The sequence below is a fragment of the Brevundimonas sp. genome (assembly GCF_016463485.1).
Lineage (GTDB): Bacteria > Pseudomonadota > Alphaproteobacteria > Caulobacterales > Caulobacteraceae > Brevundimonas.
In genome coordinates this window covers 1-20,308 of record NZ_JAEMRD010000023.1, presented here as the reverse complement: position 1 = coordinate 20,308, position 20,308 = coordinate 1, and the positions used below count along the sequence as shown (strand labels likewise).

The window sequence follows — 20,308 nt, the reverse complement described above, 5'->3', positions numbered from 1 at the left end:
CGTCGGAACGGACAACCCGCAGCTTCGGCCCCTGTTCCCAGACCGCCGGTCTTCAGACGGCGTCCAGGCCGATGTCCAGCACGCTGGCCGAATGGGTCAGGCCGCCGACCGAGATCACATCCACACCGGTTCGAGCGATGGCCCCCACCGTCCTCAGATTGACGCCGCCCGAGGCCTCCAGCGTCACCCGGCCCGCCGTCCGGGCCACGGCATCGCTGAGCATCTGAAGGCTGAAATTGTCCAGCATCACCACGTCCGGCCCGCGCCCCTGATCGACAAGTGCCAGCGCCTGATCCAGTTGCACCAGCCCGTCGACCTCCAGTTCGATCTTCATCAGATGGCCGGCCATAGCCCGCGCCCGCGTCACGGCCGGCTCGACCCCGCCGCAGACGACGACATGGTTGTCCTTGATCAGAATGGCGTCATCCAGGCCGAAACGGTGGTTGATCCCGCCGCCACAGACCACCGCATGCTTCTCCAGCGCCCGCAGGCCCGGCGTGGTCTTGCGCGTATCGGCGATCCGCGCCTTCGTCCCCTCGACGGCCCGCACATAGTCCCGCGTCAGGGTCGCAATCCCGCTGAGCCGACCCAGCAGGTTCAGTCCCGTCCGCTCGGCCGACAACAGGGCCCGGGCATCGCCCTCGATCTCGGCCAGGGCCGTGCCCGCCTCGAACGCCTCGCCGTCGGCGACGTGCTCGACGATGCTCGCGGCCGGGTCCATCGCCAGCACCGCCAGCCGCATACAGCCCATCCCGGCCAGGACGCCCGGCTTCCTCGCCCCCACGATGGCGCGCATCCGCGACCCCGCCGGGATACAGGCCTGGGCCGTCACATCGCCCGCCCGGCCCAGATCCTCGGCCAGGGCCATGCGCACGACCGGATCGATCATGATGTCGGGAAGCTGGCGGATCATGCGGCGTGAAACAGGTCTGCCAGCACGATCGCGATCTCCGGCGCGAACAGCGGGCTGACGGCGCCCTCGATCACGGTGATGACGTCGTCCCAGGTCCCGTCCGGACGCGGCCCGCGGTACTGGGTCACCGACGCCTGTTCCGGCTCGACGATCCACAGTTCGGGAATGCCCGCGCGAGCATATAGCGGCACCTTGACCGTCTTGTCCGCGTCGGCGGTAGAGATCGACACCTCGACCACCAGAACGGCATCGGCCGCTTCATAGTATTTCTTTCGTTCGGTCCTACGGACGACGAACACATCGGGCTCTGGCGCGCTGTGGTTCCCGATCTTCAGCGTACCTTGGGTCAGGACACGGAACTGTTCACCGGGCGTGGCTTTCAGGGCCACGTAAAACTGACCGAGCACATCGCTCGTAACGGTCGTGTGGTCGAAGCCCTGCGGCGCCATATGGACGATCACCCCTTCGATCAGTTCGACCCGGCCGTGCTGATCCGCGAACACCCCCGCGTGGTCCATCCGCTCGTAGTCGTCGAAATCGAACAGGAAGGGTCGGACCCCTTCCGCCACGCCCAGAATGTTGTGCCGGTCAGCCATGGTCGGGACTATGCCCAACCCGCCGCGCGAGGCAAGGAAGATTCAACCTCCGGCTTTACAAGGCGCGTGTGTCGCGCCGTCGTAAACGTCTCGGGATAGTCGGACCTATAGTGCCCGCCCCGGCTCTCGCGCCGCGCCAGAGCCGCCTCGGCGATCAGCCGCGCGACCACCAGCGGCAGGGCGGGCCCATGCGCGGCCTCAAGCCCGTCGATCCGCGCCAGCAGTCGCGTGAGCCCCTCGGCGTTGCGCACGACACCGGCCTCTGCGCTCATCGCCGCGCGAAGTTCAAGCAGGGGTTCGGCCGAAAGATGGGGCATCGCCGGGGTCGCGCCGACGGGCGTTCCTCCGGCCCTTTCCGCCGCCGCCATCCGCCCGGTCCGCCGCCCGAAGGCCGCCGCTTCCAGCAGGGAGTTGGACGCCAGCCGGTTGGCCCCATGCACCCCGGTCGCGGCGCATTCGCCGACCGCGAACACCCCCTTCAGGCTGGTGCGGCCCTCGGGATCGGCGGCAATCCCGCCCATGTGATAGTGGGCCGCCGGGGCGACCGGGATCGGCTGGACGCGGGGGTCCAGGCCCGCCGCGATACAGCTGGCGAACACCGCCGGAAACGCCTGCGGGAAATGGTCGCCGATCGCTGTCCGCGCATCGAGGAAGGCGCCTCGGCCCTCGGCCCGCGCCTGATGCACCGCTCGCGCCACCACGTCGCGTGGAGCCAGATCGGCATCGGCCTCCGGCCCCAGAATGAACTCGCCGTTCCGATCGATCAGCCGTGCTCCGTCGCCCCGCAAGGCCTCGGTCGCCAGAGGCATGGGGTCCAGACCGACGTCGATGGCCGTGGGGTGGAACTGCACGAACTCGGGGTCGAGGATCTCCGCTCCCGCCAGCCAGGCCAGGGCCAGCCCTTCGCCCAGGAGGGCCCGCGGGGTCGTCGTCTGTCCGAACAGTCCGCCCGCGCCGCCCGTGGCCAGCACCACGGCCGTCGCCAGCACCTCGACCCGGTCACCGGCTCGCTCGATCACTGCCCCGACCACCCGGCCGGTCGCGTCCTGAAGCAGGCCGGTCAGCCGCCCGTCTTCCCAGACCGTGATATGCTCGGCCGCCCGCGCCGCGATGGCCAGGGCCGACAGGATGGCCCGCCCCGCCCCGTCGCCGCCGACCCTCGCCACCCGCGCCATCGAATGCGCCGCCTCACGGGACACGGAGAAACCACCGTCGGCCTCGCGGTCGAAGGGCGCGCCCAGGGCGGCCAGCCACTCGACCGTCGCGCGGCCGTCGTCGGTCAGCACCTCGGCCGCGTGGTGGTCGACCAGACCGGCACCCGCCGCCTCGGTGTCCTTCAAATGCAGGGCCGGGGCATCGGACTGCGAAAGCGCCGCCGCCACTCCGCCCTGGGCCCAGGCGCTGGACGCCGCTTCCAGCAAAGGCGTCGGTGAAACGACCAGCACAGGGGCCGGCGCGGCCTCCAGCGCAGCCGACAGCCCGGCCAGCCCCCCGCCGATGATCAGGGGGCCTTGGTGATGAATCCGGCTCATCGCGTGAAGCCCAGATAGTTCAGGCCGAACGCCACCGATCCCTCGATCGAGCCCGCCAGCGGTGTCAGCGCCGCCACGGCGACGGCCGCGCAGGCCGCCAGACTGGCCAGGAACAGCCCGACGCTGAACCAGGCCTCGCGCACGGTCAGCACGCGCCCACCCTCTTGAGGCAGGCCCCGCTTCAGCGTCCCGACCACGGCGATGCCCAGGATGATGGCCAGGAAATAAAAGCCGTTCAGCAGACCCCAGGCCACGACCACCAGCCCGACGATGACGAGGGCGATCTTGTCCAGACCCGGATGCACCTTGGCCATCACCGGGCCGAGCGCCCGCGACCCGTCCAGCGGCGGGGCCGGGGCCAGATTGATCAGATTGACCATGGCAATGGCGAAGGCCCCGACCAGCCACTCCGTCTGGCCCGTCAGCGACCAGACGCCGAAGAAGGGCACGGCCGCCAGCAGACCGAACAGCGGCCCTGCCAGGGACATCTTGACCCCGTCCCACTGGCTCTGCGGCGGCCGCTGGCCCCGCGCATAGCCGCCGAAGAAGGGCACCACATAGATCCGCGCCGGTCCCATGCCGTAGCGGTTCATCGCCAGCACATGGCCGTACTCATGCACGAACAGGCCGACGATGACGGCCAGGGCGACGATCCAGCTGCCGCTCACGAACCAGATGAAGCCCGCCAGCAGGGCCGTCGACACGATGGCCCAGACCGGGTGCTGACCCTTGTCGAGCGGAGGGGCGTCCGCCGGCATCTGTGCCTTCTCTACACGGACGCCGATGGGACCAAGCCGCCAGGATTTCACCTCACGCGCGGTCTCGGACGGAGGCGGGCTCGACCCGTCACGTGCGCCCCATGGGCCCTGATCCGCGCTCACTTCCCTTCTCCCCTTGCGGGAGAAGGTGGCACGCGGAGCGTGACGGATGAGGGGTGACACTGGGTGTTGAAGATAGTGGATTGCCGGACAGAGTCGGAATGCTTCTTCGTACCCCTCATCCGAGCGGCTCCGCCGCCCACCTTCTCCCGCAAGGGGAGAAGGAAGAACCCTGCGATCCGCTCTCTGGGTGCCATGTAGAACATCAGATCAGCTCCACGGCGACATGGTGCTTCGCCTTGACCAGGTCGTACCGCGCCGGGATCGCAGGCGGCGGCAGATCGATCATGCGCTGCACGGCCAGGGCCGCCTTGACGATCATGTCGTCCGGCACCGTCACCTCGAACTGCATGTGCAGCAGGCAGTCGCGGATGTTCTCCAGGGTGATCCGCTTCATATAGGGGCACATGTTGCACGGCCCGATGAAGTCGACCTCCGGCACGTCGCCCTTGATGTTGGAGGCCATCGAGCACTCGGTGATCAGCACCACCTGTTTCGGCTTTTTCGCCATCACGTAATCGGTCATCGCCGCCGTCGATCCGGCGAAGTCGGCGGCCGAAAGCACGTCCTCGGGGCATTCCGGGTGGGCCAGGATTTCCGCCCCCGGATAGGCGGCGCGCATTTCTCGGATGTCCTCGCCGGTGAACCGCTCGTGCACGATGCAGCGGCCCTTCCAGGCGATGATGCCGACGTTCGTCTGGGCCGCCACATTTCTCGCCAGGAACTCGTCGGGTATAAGGATGACGCGGTCGACACCCCACTCCTTCGCCGCCCATTCCACCACCTGCACGGCGTTGGCGCTCGTGCAGCAGATGTCGGTCTCGGCCTTCACGTCGGCGGTGGTGTTCACATAGGTCACGACCGGCAGGCCCGGGTAGCGTTGCTTGATCAGCCGGACGTCCGCCCCCGTGATCGCCTCGGCCAGCGAGCAGCCGGCTTTCAGGTCAGGGATCAGGACCGTCTTGTCGGGGCTCAGGATCTTGGACGTCTCGGCCATGAAGTGGACGCCCGCCTGTACGATGACCTTGGCCGGCGAACGCGCCGCCTCCTTGGCCAGTCCCAGGCTGTCGCCGACATAGTCGCCGACCCCATGGAAAATCTCGGGTGTCATATAGTTGTGGGCCAGGATGACCGCGTTGCGCTCGGCTTTCAGACGGTTGATCTCGACGATCAGCTCGGCCTGGGCCGGCCATTCGATCGGCGTGACGTGCGACTTGACCTTCTCCCACACCGGCGCGGTCGCGCGCTGCGTGCTGTCTGAAAGTCCGAACATGCCGTCGGCCATCGCCGTCTTCCTCCGGCGAACTCCGTCGCCTCCCGACTTATGCTCAATGTGAACATAAGAGCTCTCAATGTAGGCCGATGACCGGGGGATGCAAGGGGCGCGGCGCGTCAACGGCGCCGCTCGACGCAACCGTTGCGCCCCTCTACAACCGCTGTTCCCGTCACGGCGTCGCACCCGCGAACCGTGCACTCGCCTTGTCGGAGCGTTCCATGATGTCCCCCCGCCGCCTTCTGCTCGCCTGCGCCTCGGGCGTTGTCCTGTTGTCGGCGACCGCCGCCCCGACCCTGGTGCTGGCCCAGTCGGCACCGGCCTCCGCCACGCAACAGGCCGCCGCCTGGCCACAGGCGAACAGCGACCTGCCGGCCGATCCGGCGGTCCGCTTCGGCACCCTGCCCAACGGGATGCGCTATGCGATCATGCGGAACGCCACCCCGCCGCGTCAGGCCGCGCTGCGCCTGCGCATCGACGCCGGATCGCTGTCGGAGAACGACGACCAGAAGGGTCTGGCCCACTTCCTCGAACATATGGCCTTCAACGGCTCGACCAACATTCCCGAAGGCGAGATGACGAAGAATCTCGAGCGGCTCGGCCTGTCGTTCGGCGGCGACACCAACGCCTTCACCTCCTTCGACCAGACGGCCTACACCCTGAACCTGCCCAACACCTCGGACGAGGTCGTGGACGCCAGCCTGTTCGCCCTGCGCGAGGTCGCCGGCGAACTGCTGTTCAACACCGAGGCTGTGGACCGCGAGCGGGGCGTCATCGTCGGCGAGGACCGCATCCGCGACACGCCCTCCTATCGCGCCACCAAGGCCATGCTGCCCTTCCTGGCACCCGGCCAGCGTCTGGCCGACCGCCTGCCTATCGGCGACCTGGACATCATCCGCACCGCCCCGCGCGACCGGTTCGTCGACTTCTACCGCGCCTACTATCGGCCGGAACGCGCGACCGTGATCGCGGTCGGCGATTTCGACGTCGATGCGATGGAAGCCAAGATCCGCGAGAAATTCGCCGACTGGACCAACCCGGCCCCCAATGGTTCCGATCCGGATCTGGGCCGGTTGCAGCCGCGTGACGCTGAGACGCGCATCCACGTCGAGCCGGGCACCCAGTCGACCGCCCAGATCTACTGGACCAAGGTCCATGACGCGGCCCCCGACTCGGTCGCCACGCGCCGCAAGGACCTGGTGCGCGGCCTGGCCCTGGCCGTACTGAACCGCCGGATGTCCGAGATTTCGCGCTCCGCCAACCCGCCCTTCCTGGGCGGCGGCGCGGGCTATCAGTCCCTGTTCAACGCGGTCGATGCCGCGACCCTGGTCGTCGCCTTCAACCCCGGCGGCTGGCAGCGCGCCATCGAGGCGGCTGAACAGGAACAGCGCCGTCTGGTCCAGTATGGTGTCGGTCAGGACGAGCTGGATCGCGAGATCACCGAATACCGCACCGCCCTGACGGCCTCGGTCGCCGGTGCCGCGACGCGCCAGACGACGGGTCTCGCCGGATCCCTGCTGAACACCGTCAACGATGACGAGGTCTTCACCGCCCCGGCCGACGACCTGAAACTGTTTGAGGCCGCTGTCACCAACCTGACCCTGGCCGAGGTCAATGCCGCCGCCGCAGAGACCTTCGCCGGCAACGGCCCCCTGGCCTTCGTGACCACCCCGGTCGCCATCGAGGGCGGCGAGGCTGCCGTCACCGCCGCGATCGAGGCCTCGCGTCAGGTCGCGGTCACCGCCCCCGCCGTCGCCGCCGCCGTCGAATGGCCCTATGCCAACTTCGGGACGCCCGGCACGGTCACGGCCAGGACCGAGGTCGCCGACCTGGGCACCACCTTCGTCACCTTCGCCAACGGGGTGAAGCTGACGGTCAAGCCAACCACTTTCGACGACGACCAGATCCTGGTCTCGGTGCGCGCCGGCAACGGCACCCTGGACCTGCCCAGTGATCGCGCCGTGCCGATGTGGGCCGCGGGTTCGGAAGTCACCGAGGGCGGCCTCGGCAAGCTGACCAAGACCCAGCTGGACCGCGTCACGGCGTCGAACGTCGTGGGTGCCGGCTTCGGGGCCGATCCCGACGCCTTCCAGTTCTCGGGCGGTACCCGTCCCGAGGATCTGGCGCTGCAGATGCAGCTGCTGGCCGCCTACTTCACCGACGCCGGCTGGCGGCCCGAGCCCTTCGATCAGGTCAAGGGACAGATCGGCACCCAGCTGGACCAGATCGCGGCGACCCCCGGCGGTGCCTTCGGCCGCTACGGCGTGCCCATGCTCTACAGCGGCGACAAGCGGTTCGGCCTGCCGACCCCGGCCGACATTGAGGCGGCGCAACTCAGCGACCTGCGACAGGTGATCACCGACTCGATCGCGCGCGGCCCGGTCGAGGTCATCGTCATCGGCGACGTGACGGTCGAGGACGCCATCGCCCAGACGGCCGCCACCTTCGGGGCCCTGCCGACGCGTCCCGTGGCCATGACGCCGTCGGAGGCCGCCGCCCGTGTCCGCTTCCCGGCCCCGACCGCCGAGCCGGTCACGATCAATCACACGGGAGCGGCGGCCCAGGCCCTGGGCTATGTGGCCTGGCCGACGCTGGACGCCATCGGCGACCGCAAGCCGTCGCGCACCGTCAGCCTGCTGGCGCGTGTGCTGCAACTGCGCGTGACCGACGAACTGCGCGAGAAGCAGGGCGTGGCCTATTCGCCGGGTGCCTCGGCGACCGCCTCGACCGTCTTCCCGGACTATGGCTACGCCTTCGTCCAGGCCGAGACCCCGCCCGACGCCCTGCCCGGCTTCTTCAAGAGCGTGGACGATGTCGCGACGGCGTTGCGGGATGCGCCCGTGACCGAGGACGAACTGAACCGCGCTCGCCTGTCGGCCGTGGAGTCCATCCGCCGCAGCCAGGCCACCAACGGCTACTGGCTCGGCGCGCTGGAGAACGTCCAGGACGATGCGACCCAGCTGGCGGCCATCCGCACCTCGATCTCGGACCTGGAGGCCATCACCCCCGCCGATATCCAGAAGGCGGCCCAGACCTATCTGCTGCCCGACCGCGCCTGGCGCGCCCAGGTCACTGCGCAAGCGGCGGCCCAATAAGAAAAAAGGCCCCGGCGTTCGCACGCCGGGGCCAGTTTCTTTCAGGATCGGCGATGACCGACGCTGATCAATCTAGAGGGTCGCGCCTGTCGCCAGGCTGAACGGGTCCGTTCGAGCAGGTTCAGAACACCCGGCCGCCGACCCCGCCGTCAAGGGTCAGACTGTAGCCCACCGACATCGACGATGAGGCCTGGACGACCTGCTCCTCGTACTCGGTGTAGATCTCCTCGCGCCACAGGGTCAGGATCTTGATCCCGGCGCCGTAGCGACGCAGCAGCGACCGCTCGTTGCAGTCCCGCTCGTTGATCTGGGGCCGGCACTCGACGATGCCGCCGCCGACCGGTCCACCGGGGCCGGGCTGGCCTCCATACTGGGCCGCATAGGCCGCCGCATACTGGGCCGCATAGGCGGACGCACTGCCCGCCGCCGCACCTTCCGAGTACCACAGGCTCTCGCCCTTCTGGCACATGACGCTCTCGCCGTGATCGAAGCTGATCTGCTCGGCGAACTGGGCGATCGTATACTGCAGGCGCGAGCCGGCGATGCAGCGATAGATCTCGCCGTTGTAGCCCGGCGCGATGTCACGGCCTGGCTGAACCTGGGACGCCGGGTGCGGGATGTTGCGATCATCGATGCAAAGAGCCTGGATCACGACGCGCGTAGCGGCCCAGCGCGACCGCTGCACGGCCTGCTGGATCACCTGAGCGGCCGCGCCGCCTTCGACGTTCAGCCCCTGGATCACCGTCGGATAGGGCTGGTCGACCGTGAAATAGGCCCCGCCCCCGCCACTGACATAGACGTCACCGGCCCCGCGCGCGCGGATCAGGTTGTCATTCGAGTTGCTGTTGGAGTTGGAGTTCGAATTGGCGTTGGCGTTGATGTTCACATTGACGTTGAAATTGCCGTTCACCCCACCGCCCGGATAGTTCGGCGGAGGCGGCATCTCGCAGCAGGAGTTGGGCGGCGACGGCGGGCTCGGCGGCGCAGGCGGGCTCTCGCAGCACGAGGGCGTCGGCGGCGCGGTGCAGCACGGCGGGGGCGCAGGCGTGCAGCCCGAGGTGCACTGGGCCGCCGCTTCGCCTCCGATCGCCGCCAGGACGAACGCTCCGAAGGCGGCCAACAGCCAGGTCTTGATCCTCACCCGCATGGGCTGGGCTCCCGAAAAACAGTCAACTCAAAGCCATCCGCGCAAGGCGCGCGGACGGGTCCAAAGCGTATCTGCGGGCAAAACCCTTGCGTTTCCGTTGCGATTTTAACGCTGTTGCCGATCGGCGCAGGGCTTGCGGCGAGGTCTGCGAAGGACCCGTCCATGTTCCATTCCGGCACGCAGACCCTGATCGACCACTGGCTGGCCTTGCCGGAGGCCGCGCGCATTCCTGCGCGCGCCGCCTTCGATCCGATGGCGCTGGGAGGCCTGATGCCGCAGTTGTTCACGGCCGACCGCACCGATCCGGGCGCGCGGCTCCGCCTCGCCGGAGGCTGGATCGAACGCGCCCACGGCGGGTCCATGGGGGGCGTCGACTGGCTGGCCCTGTGGCGCGAGGACGGCCGACCCATGGTTGCCGCCGCCATCGTCCAGACATTCCGAGAGGCGCGACCCGTCGTCCTGGTCGCCGAGGCCGAGGGGCTGAGCGGACCGCTCGAGATCGTCATCGCCCCCCTGCGCAGCGCCTCCGGCGAGGCCGACCGGATCCTGGGCCTGTATCAGCCGGCCCATACTGCGGATCGTCAGGCCGATGGCGTCGGCACCCTGTCGGCCCGGCTGTCGATCGGCGTTGGCCCCGTCGCCCGCGCCCCCCTGACCCTGGCCGCCATCGACGGCCGCCGCATCGCCTAAAGTTCGCGCAGATTGGCGGCGAACAGCTTCCAGTTCTGCACATAGTGGGCGGCGCTCATTGTGATCCCCGCGATCTGCGCCTCCGTCAGTTCACGGACGACCTTGCCGGGCTGGCCCATGACCAGCGACCCGTCGGGGATCACCTTACCCTCGGGGATCAGGCTGTTCGCTCCGATCAGGCAGTTCTTCCCGATCACCGCTCCGTTCAGCACCACCGCCCCGATCCCGATCAGCGAGTTGTCGCCGACGGTGCAGCCATGCAGCATCGCCTTGTGCCCCACTGTGACGTCGCGTCCGATCAGCAACGGCACACCTTCGTCCGCATGAAGAATGCTTCCGTCCTGGATGTTGCTGTTCTCACCCACGCTCAACGTATCGGTGTCTCCACGTAGCACCGCATTGAACCAGATACTGACACCGGATTCGAGGATAACATCGCCCAGCACCACGGCATTCGGCGCGATCCAGTATTCCCCTGCCGGCGGAACCTGCGGTTTCTTGTCACCTAACGCATACACAGTCATCACGACACCGTCATATCTGAACGAAATGCGCCCTTTAACACTTCATGAACCACGATAGGCTCAAGGTGTTGAAGTGATTCGGGGCCTGTCTTTCGACCCCTTATCCGAAGCCGGATCAAGCCCGGTCCGGTCATATGCGGGGGCGAGTGCGTGGTGCGTTCGGTTCGGCGGCGAGCTTTCTCGCCGGAAGCTGGCCCTTCTTCCGACCCCGGATGCCCTGTCGGCGTCGCCCAAATCCTACCCGTCTTCGTCCGAGGCGATGCTTTTGCAGCATCGCCTTTTTTCATGCCCCGCGCCGAGCGGCTCTCCCCGCCGGCATCCCAAGGAATGAGGCAACCATGACCAAGCGTGCAGCCATGAAGCGCCAGACCCGTGAAGGGGTCTTCGATTCGCGCCAGTTCTCGGAGGATTCAAAAGTCCGCCGCCTGCCAACGCCGCACACGACCTCGGCCTGGTCGCCCCACCCCTCCAATGATGACCGGGACCAGAGCTATCTGAAAACGCTGAAGCCCAAGTCAGAGGGCCAGGCCGAACTGCTGAACGCCATCGACACCCACAATCTGTGCGTGGCGCTCGGGCCCGCAGGCACCGGCAAGACCTATCTGGCCGTCGCCAAGGCGGTCGAGGCGCTCGAGGCCGGCAAGGTCGGCCGCATCGTCCTCAGCCGTCCCGCCGTCGAGGCCGGGGAATCGATCGGCTTCCTGCCCGGCGCCATGGAAGACAAGCTGGCCCCGTACCTGAGGCCCCTCTACGACGCCCTGTCGGATCGGCTGACGATGAAGCGGGTCGGGGCCCTGATGGCCGAGGGCCTGATCGAGATCGCGCCGGTCGGCTATATGCGCGGTCGCACCCTGAACAATGCCTTCATCGTCATCGACGAGGCCCAGAACTGCACCTACGTCCAGCTCAAGATGCTACTGACCCGGCTGGGCTGGCACTCGACGATGGTGGTCACCGGCGACCCGGGCCAGACCGACCTGCTGCCCTCGCTGTCAGGCCTCGCCGATGTCGCGAACCGGCTGGAAGCGGTGCCCGAGATCGCGGTCGTCCGCCTGGCCGAACAGGACATCGTCCGCCATCCACTGGTCGCGAGCATGATCGGAGTGTTGTAGGCCCGATTCACAATCGACAAGGCGAGGGCCGCCGGAGACATCAGGCGGCCCTCGTTTTTTTAAGCCGTCGCCGGGTTCGGTTTCTTCGCCTCCGCCGCCGTCTCGACCGCCAGTGCCTTGGCACCCGGCGATCCAGACCTGGGCCGCCCGCCCAGCCGGTCCGTCAGCTTGAAGACGAACGGATTGAGCGAGATCGACAGCAGGGCGGCGGCCAGGATCAGGTCGTGGGTCTGGGGCGTCAGGGCTCCCAGAGATACGCCCAGGGCGGCGAGAATAAAGCTGAACTCGCCGATCTGGGCCAGGGACGCCGCGATGGTCAGGCTGGTGGCGCGATCCAGCTTGAAGGCGAAGGTGATGGCCAGAGCCGCCAGCGCCTTGCCCAGGATCACGATGCCCAGAATGCCGAGCACCGTCAGCGGCTTCTCGACCAGGATCATCGGGTCGAACAGCATCCCCACCGAGACGAAGAACAGCACGGCGAAGGCGTCGCGCAACGGCAGTGACCGCTCCGCCGCATTATGCCCCAGCGGCGAGGAGTTCAGCACCAGCCCGGCCAGGAAGGCCCCAAGGGCGAAGGAGTGGAACATCGCATAGGCCACCCAGGCGATGCCGAGCGCGATGGCCAGAACGCCCAGGGTGAACAGCTCGCGCGACCGCGTGTGGGCGATCCTGACCAGCACCCAGGGCAGGACGCGCGGCCCGATGAACAGCATGGCCCCCACGAAGACCGCGACCTTGCCCAGGGTCCAGGCGATGGATTTGGCGAGCTCGGGTCCGCTCAGGGTTTCGCCCGGCTGAACGATCAGCAGCGGCAGCAAGACCAGGGCGATGACGATCACCAGGTCCTCGACGATCAGCCAGCCGACGGCGATGGAGCCGATCTCGCCCTTGACCTGTTTGCGTTCCTCCAACGCTCGCAACAGCACGACCGTCGAGGCGACGGACAGGGCGAACCCCATCAGGGCCGCCTCCAGATCGCCCATGCCGAGCAGGCGGCCGAGACCCCAACCCAGGGCGGTCGCCGCCAGGATCTGGAAAATCGCACCCGGCACCGCGACCTTGCGCACCTTCATCAGGTCGGCGGGCGAGAAATGCAGGCCCACGCCGAACATCAGCAGGATGACGCCGATCTCGGCCAGCTGCGGGGCCAGTTCGGTATCGGCGACGAACCCGGCCGTGTGCGGCCCGACGAGAACACCCGCAACCAGATAGCCGACCAGAGGCGACAGCTTGAGCCGGTTTGCCAACATGCCGAACACGAAGGCGAGGACGAAACCTCCGACCAGGGTGAGGATCAGGCTGTCGGCGTGCGGCATCGGCGCTCCTGTGCGGGCGGGGTGTCTCTCAATGAGGTGAACGCCCCAGATGGGGGTCCGGGGCCCTTACGGCAAGGCTTTCGCGCGTCCCGGACCGGGCGATTCAACATCTAGAAGTCTGTGGACGACTGATTCGCACATCTTGCGTCCCTTAACGTTCCGTTTACGATTAGTGGTAGGCGAAACGATGTCAGGGCTGATGTCGGCGCCATATGTTGAATCCAATACCCCGGAGGGTGCCATGACCGCAGGCTGGACCGAAGACCGCGTAGGCGCTCTCAAGAAGCTCTGGCTGGAGGGGCAATCCGCGTCCCAGATCGCCAAACAGCTGGGCGGGGGCGTGACCCGCAACGCCGTGATCGGCAAGGTGCATCGCCTGGGCCTGTCGGGCCGCGCCACGCCGTCGCAACCGGCCCGCGCCGCCACCACCTTCCGCCCGGCCAAGACCCGCACCACCCCGCCGGTCCAGCCTTCGGCACCCCGTCGCGTCGAGGCGGGCCGCATCGAGGCCGTTGCACCTCGACCCAATGTCCCGGTTCCCCCGACACCTCTGGCCGTCATCGCCGAACTGCCCGGCACCGCCACGGTCCTGACCCTCGGGGCCCATATGTGCAAATGGCCGATCGGTGATCCGTCCTCGCGCGAGTTCAGCTTCTGCGGCCGTCGCGCCTCCGAAGGCGTCTACTGCGGCGAACACGCCCGCGTCGCCTACCAGCCCCAGATCAAGAAGAACGGTGCCACCGAACTCGCGCGTTCGCTGCGCCGCTACGTCTAGGGCGCTACCGCTCGCGACGCGGTCGCTCGCTGCTTGAGCGCGAAGGGTCTCTTCACCGGAGGGGCCGCCGCCCGATCATCGGCGCTCGATGGCGTCTACAAGCCACCCCGCACCGACTCCCCAGTCGGCGGGACACGGGGCGGGGCTGCGGTTATCCGGGTTGACGCAGCCCCAGCCACCGCTCCTTTTTTGCGCTATCACTCGCCGCGCGACGGCTCGCTACTTGAGCGCGTGATTTTTGCGCTACCGCTCGCCGCGCGGCGGCTCACTGCTTGAGCACAGGTTTTAGGCGCTACCGCTCGCCGCGCGGCGGCTCACTGCTTGAGCGCGACGGCGCGGGCGTCGTCAGTTCAGCACCCGCTTCTGACCCGGCACATCCAGACTGAATGCAGGGATCGCGGCCTCGAACACCCGACCCGCGCCGTCCGTCATCGCATAGGTGCCGACCATGGAGCCTGACGGGGTCGGCAGCGGACAGCCCGACGCATAGGAATAGCTGTCGCCCGGCGCGATCACCGGCTGGTCGCCGACCACGCCCGGCCCGCGCACCTCCTCGACCCGCCCATGGGCATCGGTGATGATCCAGTGGCGAGAGATCAACTGCACGGGCGCCGCGCTCAGGTTGACGATCTCGATCTGATAGGCCCAGACCCAGCGTCCCGCCTCCGGATCGGACTGGCCCGCCAGATAGCTGGGCCGAACCTTGACCAGAACGCCTTCGGTTTCGGCGGTGTAGGCGGGCGTGTCGTACATTCTTTGGGCCTATCGCGCGGTCGCGCTACTTGAGGCCGTCAGGGCCCAATGCGGTGTCGCGCCGTCAGGCTTTCGCTTCAACCCTCTTCCTTTGCGCCGTTGCCGTGTATTGGCTTCAAGGATGAGCTCCATCGACCTTTCCCGACCGGGCATCCTGCCCTGCCAGTCCATCGAGGCCCTGATCGCCACGGGCGCGATCACCTCGCAAACTCCGTTCGACGCCGATCAGGTTCAGCCCGCCAGCCTGGACCTGCGCCTGTCCGACCGCGCCTGGCGGGTGCGGGCGTCCTTCCTGCCGGGCCAGAGGCTGGTCGCCGACCGGATCGCCGACGTCTCCATGCATTCGATCGACCTGTCGGGCGGCGTGGTCCTGGAAAAGGGCTGCGTCTATATCGCCGAACTTCAGGAGCGGCTCAGCCTGCCCAAGGGCCTGATCGCCCGCGCCAACCCCAAGTCCTCGACCGGTCGGATCGACGTCTTCGTGCGACTTTTGACCGACCGGGGCGCCAGTTTCGACGACGTGGCCGAGGGCTACGAGGGCCCCCTGTATCTCGAGATCGCCCCCCAGACCTTCTCCATCCTGGTCCGACCCGGCACCCGGCTGAACCAGCTGCGCCTCAAGGCCGGCGAGCCGCCCAAGCTGGAGACCCGCAGCGTCGGCGTCGATCTTCAGGGTGGGGATGTCGTGGGCTTCCGCGGCCGTCGCCACGCCGGTGTCGTCGATCTGGACCGCATCGACGGCCACGATCCCCGCGACTTCTGGGAACCATTGACCCTGCGGCGCGGAGAACTGCTGCTGGATCCGGGCGAGTTCTACATCCTGGCCTCCAACGAGGCGGTCGAGATCCCGGTGCTCCAGGCCGCCGAGATGACCCCCATCGACCCCAGCGTGGGCGAGTTTCGCGTCCACTACGCGGGTTTCTTCGATCCCGGCTTCGGCACCGACGAGGCGCATGGGGCGGGGTCAAAAGGGGTGCTGGAGGTCCGCACCCACGATACCCCCTTCCTGCTGGAACACGGCCAGATCGTCGCCCGGCTGGTCTATGAGCCCCTGACCGAAAAGCCGACGCGCCTCTACGGCGAGGGCGGCAGCCACTACCAGCGTCAGGGCCTGAAGCTGTCGAAGCATTTCAGCCCCTGGGCCTGACCGGGTGGGCGGCCTGAAGCGCACGCTCGCCCGTCTGACCCGGCGGTTCCGGCCGTCGCCGTCCCCGGTCGCGGCCGACCATTACGAGCCGCTCGGGCCCGATCTGGGTCGCGTGCGGCTGGCGGGCGGGCTGTCGCTCTACATCGATCCGCAGGACGGCGACATCAGCGCGAGCCTGATCCGGCGCGGCTACTGGGAGCGGTGGACCACCCTGTCGGTCCTGTCCCTGATCCGGCCCGGCGACCGGATCGTGGAGGTTGGGGCCAACGTCGGCTACTACACCGTGCTGATGGCCGACGCGGTGGGACCGACCGGCTCGGTTCTCGCGCTGGAAGCCAATCCGCGCCTTGCCGACCTGGCCCAGCGTTCGCTGGCGCTGAACGGTCTGGAAGGCCGGGCTCAGGCCCTGGCCCAGGCGGCGCTGGACAGGTCGGGAACCGTGTCCTTCGTCACCTCGCGCACCGTCTCGGGCGGCGGCCATGTCGCGGTGCTGGACCAGCCGCCCTTTGCCGATTCCGAAGTCATCGAGGCCCCGGCCGCGCGGCTGGACGACCTGATCCAGGGCCGGGTCGATCTGATCCGCATGGACGCCGAGGGATCCGAACCCTTCGTCATGGCCGGTGCCGAACGCATTCTGAGCGACAATTCCGACATCGTCGTCTGCATGGAATGGAGCCCGGTCCAGATCGTGTCGCGCACCGATCCGGCGGCCTTCGTCGACCGAATGGCCGCCGACGGCTTCCGCTTCTGGCGGATGGAGCGTGACGCGAAGCTGACGCCTCTGTCCGCCGACGCCCTCAAGGCTGCAGGCCACACCGACATCGTCGCCTGCCGCCGCGATCCTCGACGCCGATAACTCACTTTTCCGCTCATCCCGGCGACCCGTAGGGCGGCGCGCAGCAGTCAAAGCCGGGACCCAGTGCTTTGGGCGATGGAAGACGATCGTGAGGTCAGCCCTCCATCCCGGACACCGCGCCTCATTTAAGAACTGGGCCCCGGCTTCCGCCGGGGTGAGCGGAAGTGGGGACTCAGCCGTTCGCCACGCCCACGGCCCCGCCGGACGCGCCGCCGGGCACGGGCGCGACGTTCAGCAGCTTGATCCGGAACACCATCACCGAGTTCGGCGGGATGTCGCCCTTGTCCTGATCGCCATAGCCGAGCGCGGGCGGCACATAGAGCACCCATTCGTCACCGGCCTTCATCCGTTGCAGCGCCTCGGTCCAGCCGGGCACGACCTCATCGACGTGGGTGGCATAGGGCACGCCCTTCTGGAACGAGGAATCGAAAACCGTCCCGTCGGTCAGCGCGCCCTCGTAATCCACCATGACCAGGTCGTTGCGGTCCGGCGTCGGGGCCCCCGGCGGTCCCGACTGCACGACCTTGTACTGCAAGCCACTGGGCAGGGTCTGCACCCCCGCCGCCTTGGCGTTGTTCGCCATCCACGCCGCTGCGACCTCGGCGTTCTTGGCCGGATCGACGCTGGGCGCCGCCTCGGGAGCCCGACCACAGGCCGCCACGGCCAGAATCGCCGCGGCCGTCGCCGCCGCAAAGATTAGTTTGGTCGCGTTTTCTTGACGCGAACCGGTGTCCACTTCGTTTGAAAACGCTCTAACCCATCCGAAGCGCATAGCCCTTGTCCTTCAACGCCTGCCCGATCTCGTCGGCGTGGGCGCTATCGCGTGTTTCGACCATGATGTCGAACTCGGCCCCCTTGGCCGGGACGTCGAGCGCCAGACGGTTGTGGACGACGTCGATGATGTTGCCGCCCAGCCCTCCGATCACCGCCGCCATGGCCGACAGCATCCCCGGCCTGTCGTCCCCCAGGATGCGATAGGTCAGCAACCTCCGTTCACGGACCATCTCGCGATTCAGCACGACGGCCAGCATCCGCGCGTCGATATTGCCGCCGCACAGCACCAGCCCGACCTTCATCCCCGCGAACTTTTCCGGATATCGCAGCAGGGCCGCCAGCCCTCCGGCACCCGCCCCTTCGGCCACGGTCTTCTCGTAGGTCGCGTAGAAGGCAACGGCCTTTTCGAAGTCCTCCTCGGCGCAGACCAGCACGTCCTCGACCAGGGGATTGGCGATGGCGAAGGGGATGTCGCCCACGTCCTTGACCGCGATCCCTTCGGCGATGGTCGCCCCGCCGCATTTGGATTCGACGCCCGCCCGCCGCGCCGCGAACGACGGATACATCTCGGCCTCGACGCCGAAGATGCGGATGTCCGGCTTCATCGCCCTGGCCGCCACCGCGCAGCCGGCGATCAGCCCGCCCCCGCCGATCGGAATGATCAGCACGTCGAGGTCCGGCGCATCCTCCAGGAACTCGATCGCGCAGACCCCCTGGCCCGCCACGATGCCTTCGTCGTCAAAGGCCGAGATAAAGACCAGTCCTTCTTCGTCGCGGAACCGGTGCGCCTCGGTGGTCGAGCCGGTGAAGTCCGAGCCCTTGATGACCACGGTCGCGCCGTGGCTGCGGGTGCCGTCCACCTTGGTGAAGGGCGTGCCCTCGGGCATCACGATGGTCACCGGCACCCCCAGCCGTCCGCCGTGATAGGCCAGGGCCTGGGCATGGTTTCCGGCCGATGCCGCCACCACCCCGCGCCGCCGCTCGTCCTCGGTCAGGGACAGCAGACGGTTCAGCGCGCCCCGCTCCTTGAAGCTGCCGGTGAAATGCAGATTGTCGTATTTCACCCAGACCTCGGCCCCGGTCAGCTGCGACAGGCGGCGAGAGTGGCGCACGGGGGTCCGGTCCACCTGGCCGGCGATCCGCCCCTGCGCGGCCTGGATATCGGCGAAGACGACACTCATGGGACCACACTCCGACACCGGGCCTCGTTCTCGCCCGACCCGACTTGTGGCGCGCGTCATCGGTCCTCGCAACCTTGACCTTGGGCCCCGCGTTTGGCGTATGTCGCCCAAGGGCCGGTCACGCAGAACCGGACGGGTTTAGGGAACCGCACCATGACCATGCGTTTGCGCCCACTGCTGGCAGTCCGGCCGCTGACCGTTCTGTCGCTCGCCGCCATGGCCGTCATGGGTGCCGCCTGCGCCCCGACCACCATGACCGGCCCCATGATGCCACCGCCGCCGCCCTCGACGGCCTTCAGCACCGAAGCCTTCGCCTGGTCCACGTCGGGCGGCCGTAACGGGATCGAGGGTCGCGTCAGCTTCCAGCGCGAGGGCGCGGCCTATGCCTGCACCGGGTCGGTCGCCCTGACGCCCGACACCCCCTATACGCGCCAGCGCTTTGCGACCCTGTACGGCTCGACCAGTCAGGCGGCGGTGCCCGAGGCGGTGGTCCGGGCCCGCACCGTCGCCGATCCGAACGCCGACTATCGCTCCTTCGTGCGCTCCACGACCTGCACAGACGGCCGCTTCACCTTTGCGGGCCTGCCGGACGGTGGCTGGTTCATCATTACCCCCGTCAGCGCCGGCGGAGAGCGGGTCATCCTGATGCGCCGGGTGGTGACGCGCGGCGGCCGCGTCTTGACCGTCACCCTGTAACGCTGTTCCATGGTTAACGGAGCCAGAACGGCTCCGCCTGGCCTGAGGCGTTCACCATGATTTCGCGTATCATCGTCGCCACTGCGGCCCTCGTCATGGGCGCGGCCTCGGCCGTCCAGGCCCAGGTCCACACCAGCCAGGGCTATGCAGGACAGGCTTACAGCGGCCAGTCGTACGGGACCCAGTCTTACGGCTATTCCTCCAGCCAGACCTACTCCAGCCAGGGCCACGGCTATGGCCAGGGTCATCCCTCATCCTATGACCGGTCCTGCGGCTCCTCCTGCGACCGCCGCCACGATCGCGGCCCGCGCCGACCCTATGCCTTCAACGGCCAGCAGGACGTGCCCGGCGACTTCCGCTGCGACGCCTACTGGGATCGGGGCCGCACCGACTGCGACGCCCGCTGGCGGGACCAGAGACAATATCGCGGCACGCCGAGACGCTCCTATTCGACCAGCCGACCCAGCTACGGCGGCCCGGCCGTCTATCAGGGCGAATATGGCCGCCCCGACGTCGTCTATTCGGGGGGCTACAGTCACGGCCAGACCTATGCCGACCCGCACGGTCACAACCACGGCGGCTATGCCCAGTCCGGCCGCGATCCGCAGCGCATCAACTGGTGCTGCGCCGAGTACCGATCCTACGACCCGGCGACCGGCTATTACACGGCCTACAGCGGCCAGCGGATCTTCTGCGGCTGATCCGTCCACGGAAAGGTGACCGGTCGATCGCCGTTCGCCTTTGTTTGGCCTTTCCGGGCGTCCCTGACTGAACCCTCAGTTCAGTGGGGAGCGCGTCCATGTCCCAGCATAACATCAGCGGATCCGAAGCCTTCGACCGCACGCCCAAGGTCTATATCCGAAACGTCCGCACCGGCGGGATGCGTCGCCGACGCACCCGCACCGCCATCGCCTTCGTCGCGGGGGCAGCGGCCGCCATCGTCGGCGGCGTCGTCGGCGCGATCGTCCTGTTCGGTCCTGGTCTGGCGGGCGGTTAAGCCACTACGGCGATGACGGATCACGCTCTGGACAACACCGTTCGACCATGATC

Annotated in this window: 20 protein-coding genes; 9 read left to right on the top strand and 11 right to left on the bottom strand. The window is 68.0% G+C overall.

From position 1 onward, the window contains the following. Positions 1 to 52: 52 nt before the first annotated feature. The 5 genes from nadC to nadA all read right to left on the bottom strand — a co-directional run bounded on the left by nadC (position 53) and on the right by nadA (position 5,204). Complete coding sequence (nadC, locus tag JHC99_RS05675; RefSeq protein WP_292152489.1) at positions 53 to 913, bottom strand: carboxylating nicotinate-nucleotide diphosphorylase; 861 nt, start codon at positions 911 to 913, stop codon at positions 53 to 55. After that, positions 910 to 1,509 (bottom strand): Uma2 family endonuclease, encoded by a 600-nt coding sequence (locus JHC99_RS05670; RefSeq protein WP_292152488.1) that lies wholly within the window; start codon positions 1,507 to 1,509, stop codon positions 910 to 912. The genes nadC and JHC99_RS05670 overlap by 4 nt, the downstream gene beginning before the upstream one ends. An 8-nt stretch (positions 1,510 to 1,517) precedes the next feature. Continuing rightward, positions 1,518 to 3,041: an L-aspartate oxidase gene (locus JHC99_RS05665; protein WP_292152487.1), complete on the bottom strand. Its 1,524-nt coding sequence runs from the start codon at positions 3,039 to 3,041 to the stop codon at positions 1,518 to 1,520. Then, positions 3,038 to 3,799 (bottom strand): site-2 protease family protein, encoded by a 762-nt coding sequence (locus tag JHC99_RS05660; protein WP_292152486.1) that lies wholly within the window; start codon positions 3,797 to 3,799, stop codon positions 3,038 to 3,040. The genes JHC99_RS05665 and JHC99_RS05660 overlap by 4 nt, the downstream gene beginning before the upstream one ends. Positions 3,800 to 4,124: 325 nt before the next feature. Further along, on the bottom strand, positions 4,125 to 5,204 hold the full coding sequence (nadA, locus tag JHC99_RS05655; RefSeq protein WP_292152485.1) for a quinolinate synthase NadA: 1,080 nt from the start codon (positions 5,202 to 5,204) through the stop codon (positions 4,125 to 4,127). Between the two features lie 209 nt (positions 5,205 to 5,413). Between nadA and JHC99_RS05650 the strand changes: the two genes are divergently transcribed. Beyond that, positions 5,414 to 8,287, top strand: a complete 2,874-nt coding sequence (locus JHC99_RS05650; RefSeq protein ID WP_292152484.1) for a pitrilysin family protein — start codon at positions 5,414 to 5,416, stop codon at positions 8,285 to 8,287. Positions 8,288 to 8,408: 121 nt separating this feature from the next. On the opposite strand, the gene JHC99_RS05645 is transcribed toward JHC99_RS05650, so the two are convergent. Further along, entirely contained in the window at positions 8,409 to 9,434 is a 1,026-nt protein-coding gene (locus JHC99_RS05645; RefSeq protein WP_292152483.1) for a hypothetical protein, read from the bottom strand. A 162-nt stretch (positions 9,435 to 9,596) separates the two neighbouring features. Between JHC99_RS05645 and JHC99_RS05640 the strand changes: the two genes are divergently transcribed. Next, positions 9,597 to 10,124 (top strand): PAS domain-containing protein, encoded by a 528-nt coding sequence (locus JHC99_RS05640; protein ID WP_292152482.1) that lies wholly within the window; start codon positions 9,597 to 9,599, stop codon positions 10,122 to 10,124. Here the strand turns inward: JHC99_RS05640 and JHC99_RS05635 are convergent. Beyond that, positions 10,121 to 10,648: a gamma carbonic anhydrase family protein gene (locus tag JHC99_RS05635; protein ID WP_292152481.1), complete on the bottom strand. Its 528-nt coding sequence runs from the start codon at positions 10,646 to 10,648 to the stop codon at positions 10,121 to 10,123. The two genes, JHC99_RS05640 and JHC99_RS05635, sit on opposite strands and share 4 nt — an antisense overlap. A 338-nt stretch (positions 10,649 to 10,986) precedes the next feature. On the opposite strand from JHC99_RS05635, the gene JHC99_RS05630 reads away from it, so the two are divergent. Beyond that, a complete protein-coding gene (locus tag JHC99_RS05630) occupies positions 10,987 to 11,760 on the top strand; it encodes a PhoH family protein (protein ID WP_271145294.1) in 774 nt (257 codons plus the stop codon). Positions 11,761 to 11,819: 59 nt separating this feature from the next. Here the strand turns inward: JHC99_RS05630 and JHC99_RS05625 are convergent, their stop codons facing one another. Beyond that, positions 11,820 to 13,076 carry a cation:proton antiporter gene (locus JHC99_RS05625; RefSeq protein ID WP_292152480.1) on the bottom strand — a complete coding sequence of 419 codons (1,257 nt, stop codon included), beginning with the start codon at positions 13,074 to 13,076 and terminating at the stop codon, positions 11,820 to 11,822. Positions 13,077 to 13,317: 241 nt separating this feature from the next. Here JHC99_RS05625 and JHC99_RS05620 point away from each other — a divergent pair, with 241 nt between their 5' ends. Continuing rightward, positions 13,318 to 13,851: a GcrA family cell cycle regulator gene (locus tag JHC99_RS05620; RefSeq protein ID WP_292152479.1), complete on the top strand. Its 534-nt coding sequence runs from the start codon at positions 13,318 to 13,320 to the stop codon at positions 13,849 to 13,851. A 345-nt stretch (positions 13,852 to 14,196) separates the two neighbouring features. On the opposite strand, the gene apaG is transcribed toward JHC99_RS05620, so the two are convergent. Further along, the gene (gene apaG, locus JHC99_RS05615; protein ID WP_292152478.1) at positions 14,197 to 14,604 is read right to left on the bottom strand and encodes a Co2+/Mg2+ efflux protein ApaG; all 408 of its coding nucleotides are present in this window, start codon (positions 14,602 to 14,604) and stop codon (positions 14,197 to 14,199) included. A gap of 121 nt (positions 14,605 to 14,725) precedes the next feature. Between apaG and JHC99_RS05610 the strand changes: the two genes are divergently transcribed. Together JHC99_RS05610 and JHC99_RS05605 are read left to right on the top strand one after the other, a co-directional pair. Beyond that, positions 14,726 to 15,751, top strand: coding sequence for a 2'-deoxycytidine 5'-triphosphate deaminase (locus JHC99_RS05610; protein ID WP_292152477.1), 1,026 nt, complete (start codon positions 14,726 to 14,728; stop codon positions 15,749 to 15,751). Positions 15,752 to 15,755: 4 nt separating this feature from the next. Next, entirely contained in the window at positions 15,756 to 16,607 is an 852-nt protein-coding gene (locus JHC99_RS05605; protein ID WP_292152476.1) for an FkbM family methyltransferase, read from the top strand. A gap of 172 nt (positions 16,608 to 16,779) precedes the next feature. Here JHC99_RS05605 and JHC99_RS05600 read toward each other — a convergent pair whose 3' ends face one another. Beyond that, a complete protein-coding gene (locus tag JHC99_RS05600) occupies positions 16,780 to 17,379 on the bottom strand; it encodes an FKBP-type peptidyl-prolyl cis-trans isomerase (protein ID WP_292152475.1) in 600 nt (199 codons plus the stop codon). Then, positions 17,360 to 18,562, bottom strand: coding sequence for a threonine ammonia-lyase (locus tag JHC99_RS05595; protein WP_292152474.1), 1,203 nt, complete (start codon positions 18,560 to 18,562; stop codon positions 17,360 to 17,362). Before JHC99_RS05595 ends, JHC99_RS05600 begins: the two co-directional genes overlap by 20 nt. Positions 18,563 to 18,715: 153 nt before the next feature. Between JHC99_RS05595 and JHC99_RS05590 the strand changes: the two genes are divergently transcribed. The 3 genes from JHC99_RS05590 to JHC99_RS05580 all read left to right on the top strand — a co-directional run bounded on the left by JHC99_RS05590 (position 18,716) and on the right by JHC99_RS05580 (position 20,255). Further along, positions 18,716 to 19,258 carry a hypothetical protein gene (locus tag JHC99_RS05590; RefSeq protein ID WP_292152473.1) on the top strand — a complete coding sequence of 181 codons (543 nt, stop codon included), beginning with the start codon at positions 18,716 to 18,718 and terminating at the stop codon, positions 19,256 to 19,258. A gap of 56 nt (positions 19,259 to 19,314) precedes the next feature. After that, a complete protein-coding gene (locus tag JHC99_RS05585) occupies positions 19,315 to 19,959 on the top strand; it encodes a BA14K family protein (protein ID WP_292152472.1) in 645 nt (214 codons plus the stop codon). A gap of 98 nt (positions 19,960 to 20,057) precedes the next feature. Then, positions 20,058 to 20,255, top strand: coding sequence for a hypothetical protein (locus tag JHC99_RS05580; RefSeq protein ID WP_271145304.1), 198 nt, complete (start codon positions 20,058 to 20,060; stop codon positions 20,253 to 20,255). Positions 20,256 to 20,308 lie beyond the last annotated feature (53 nt).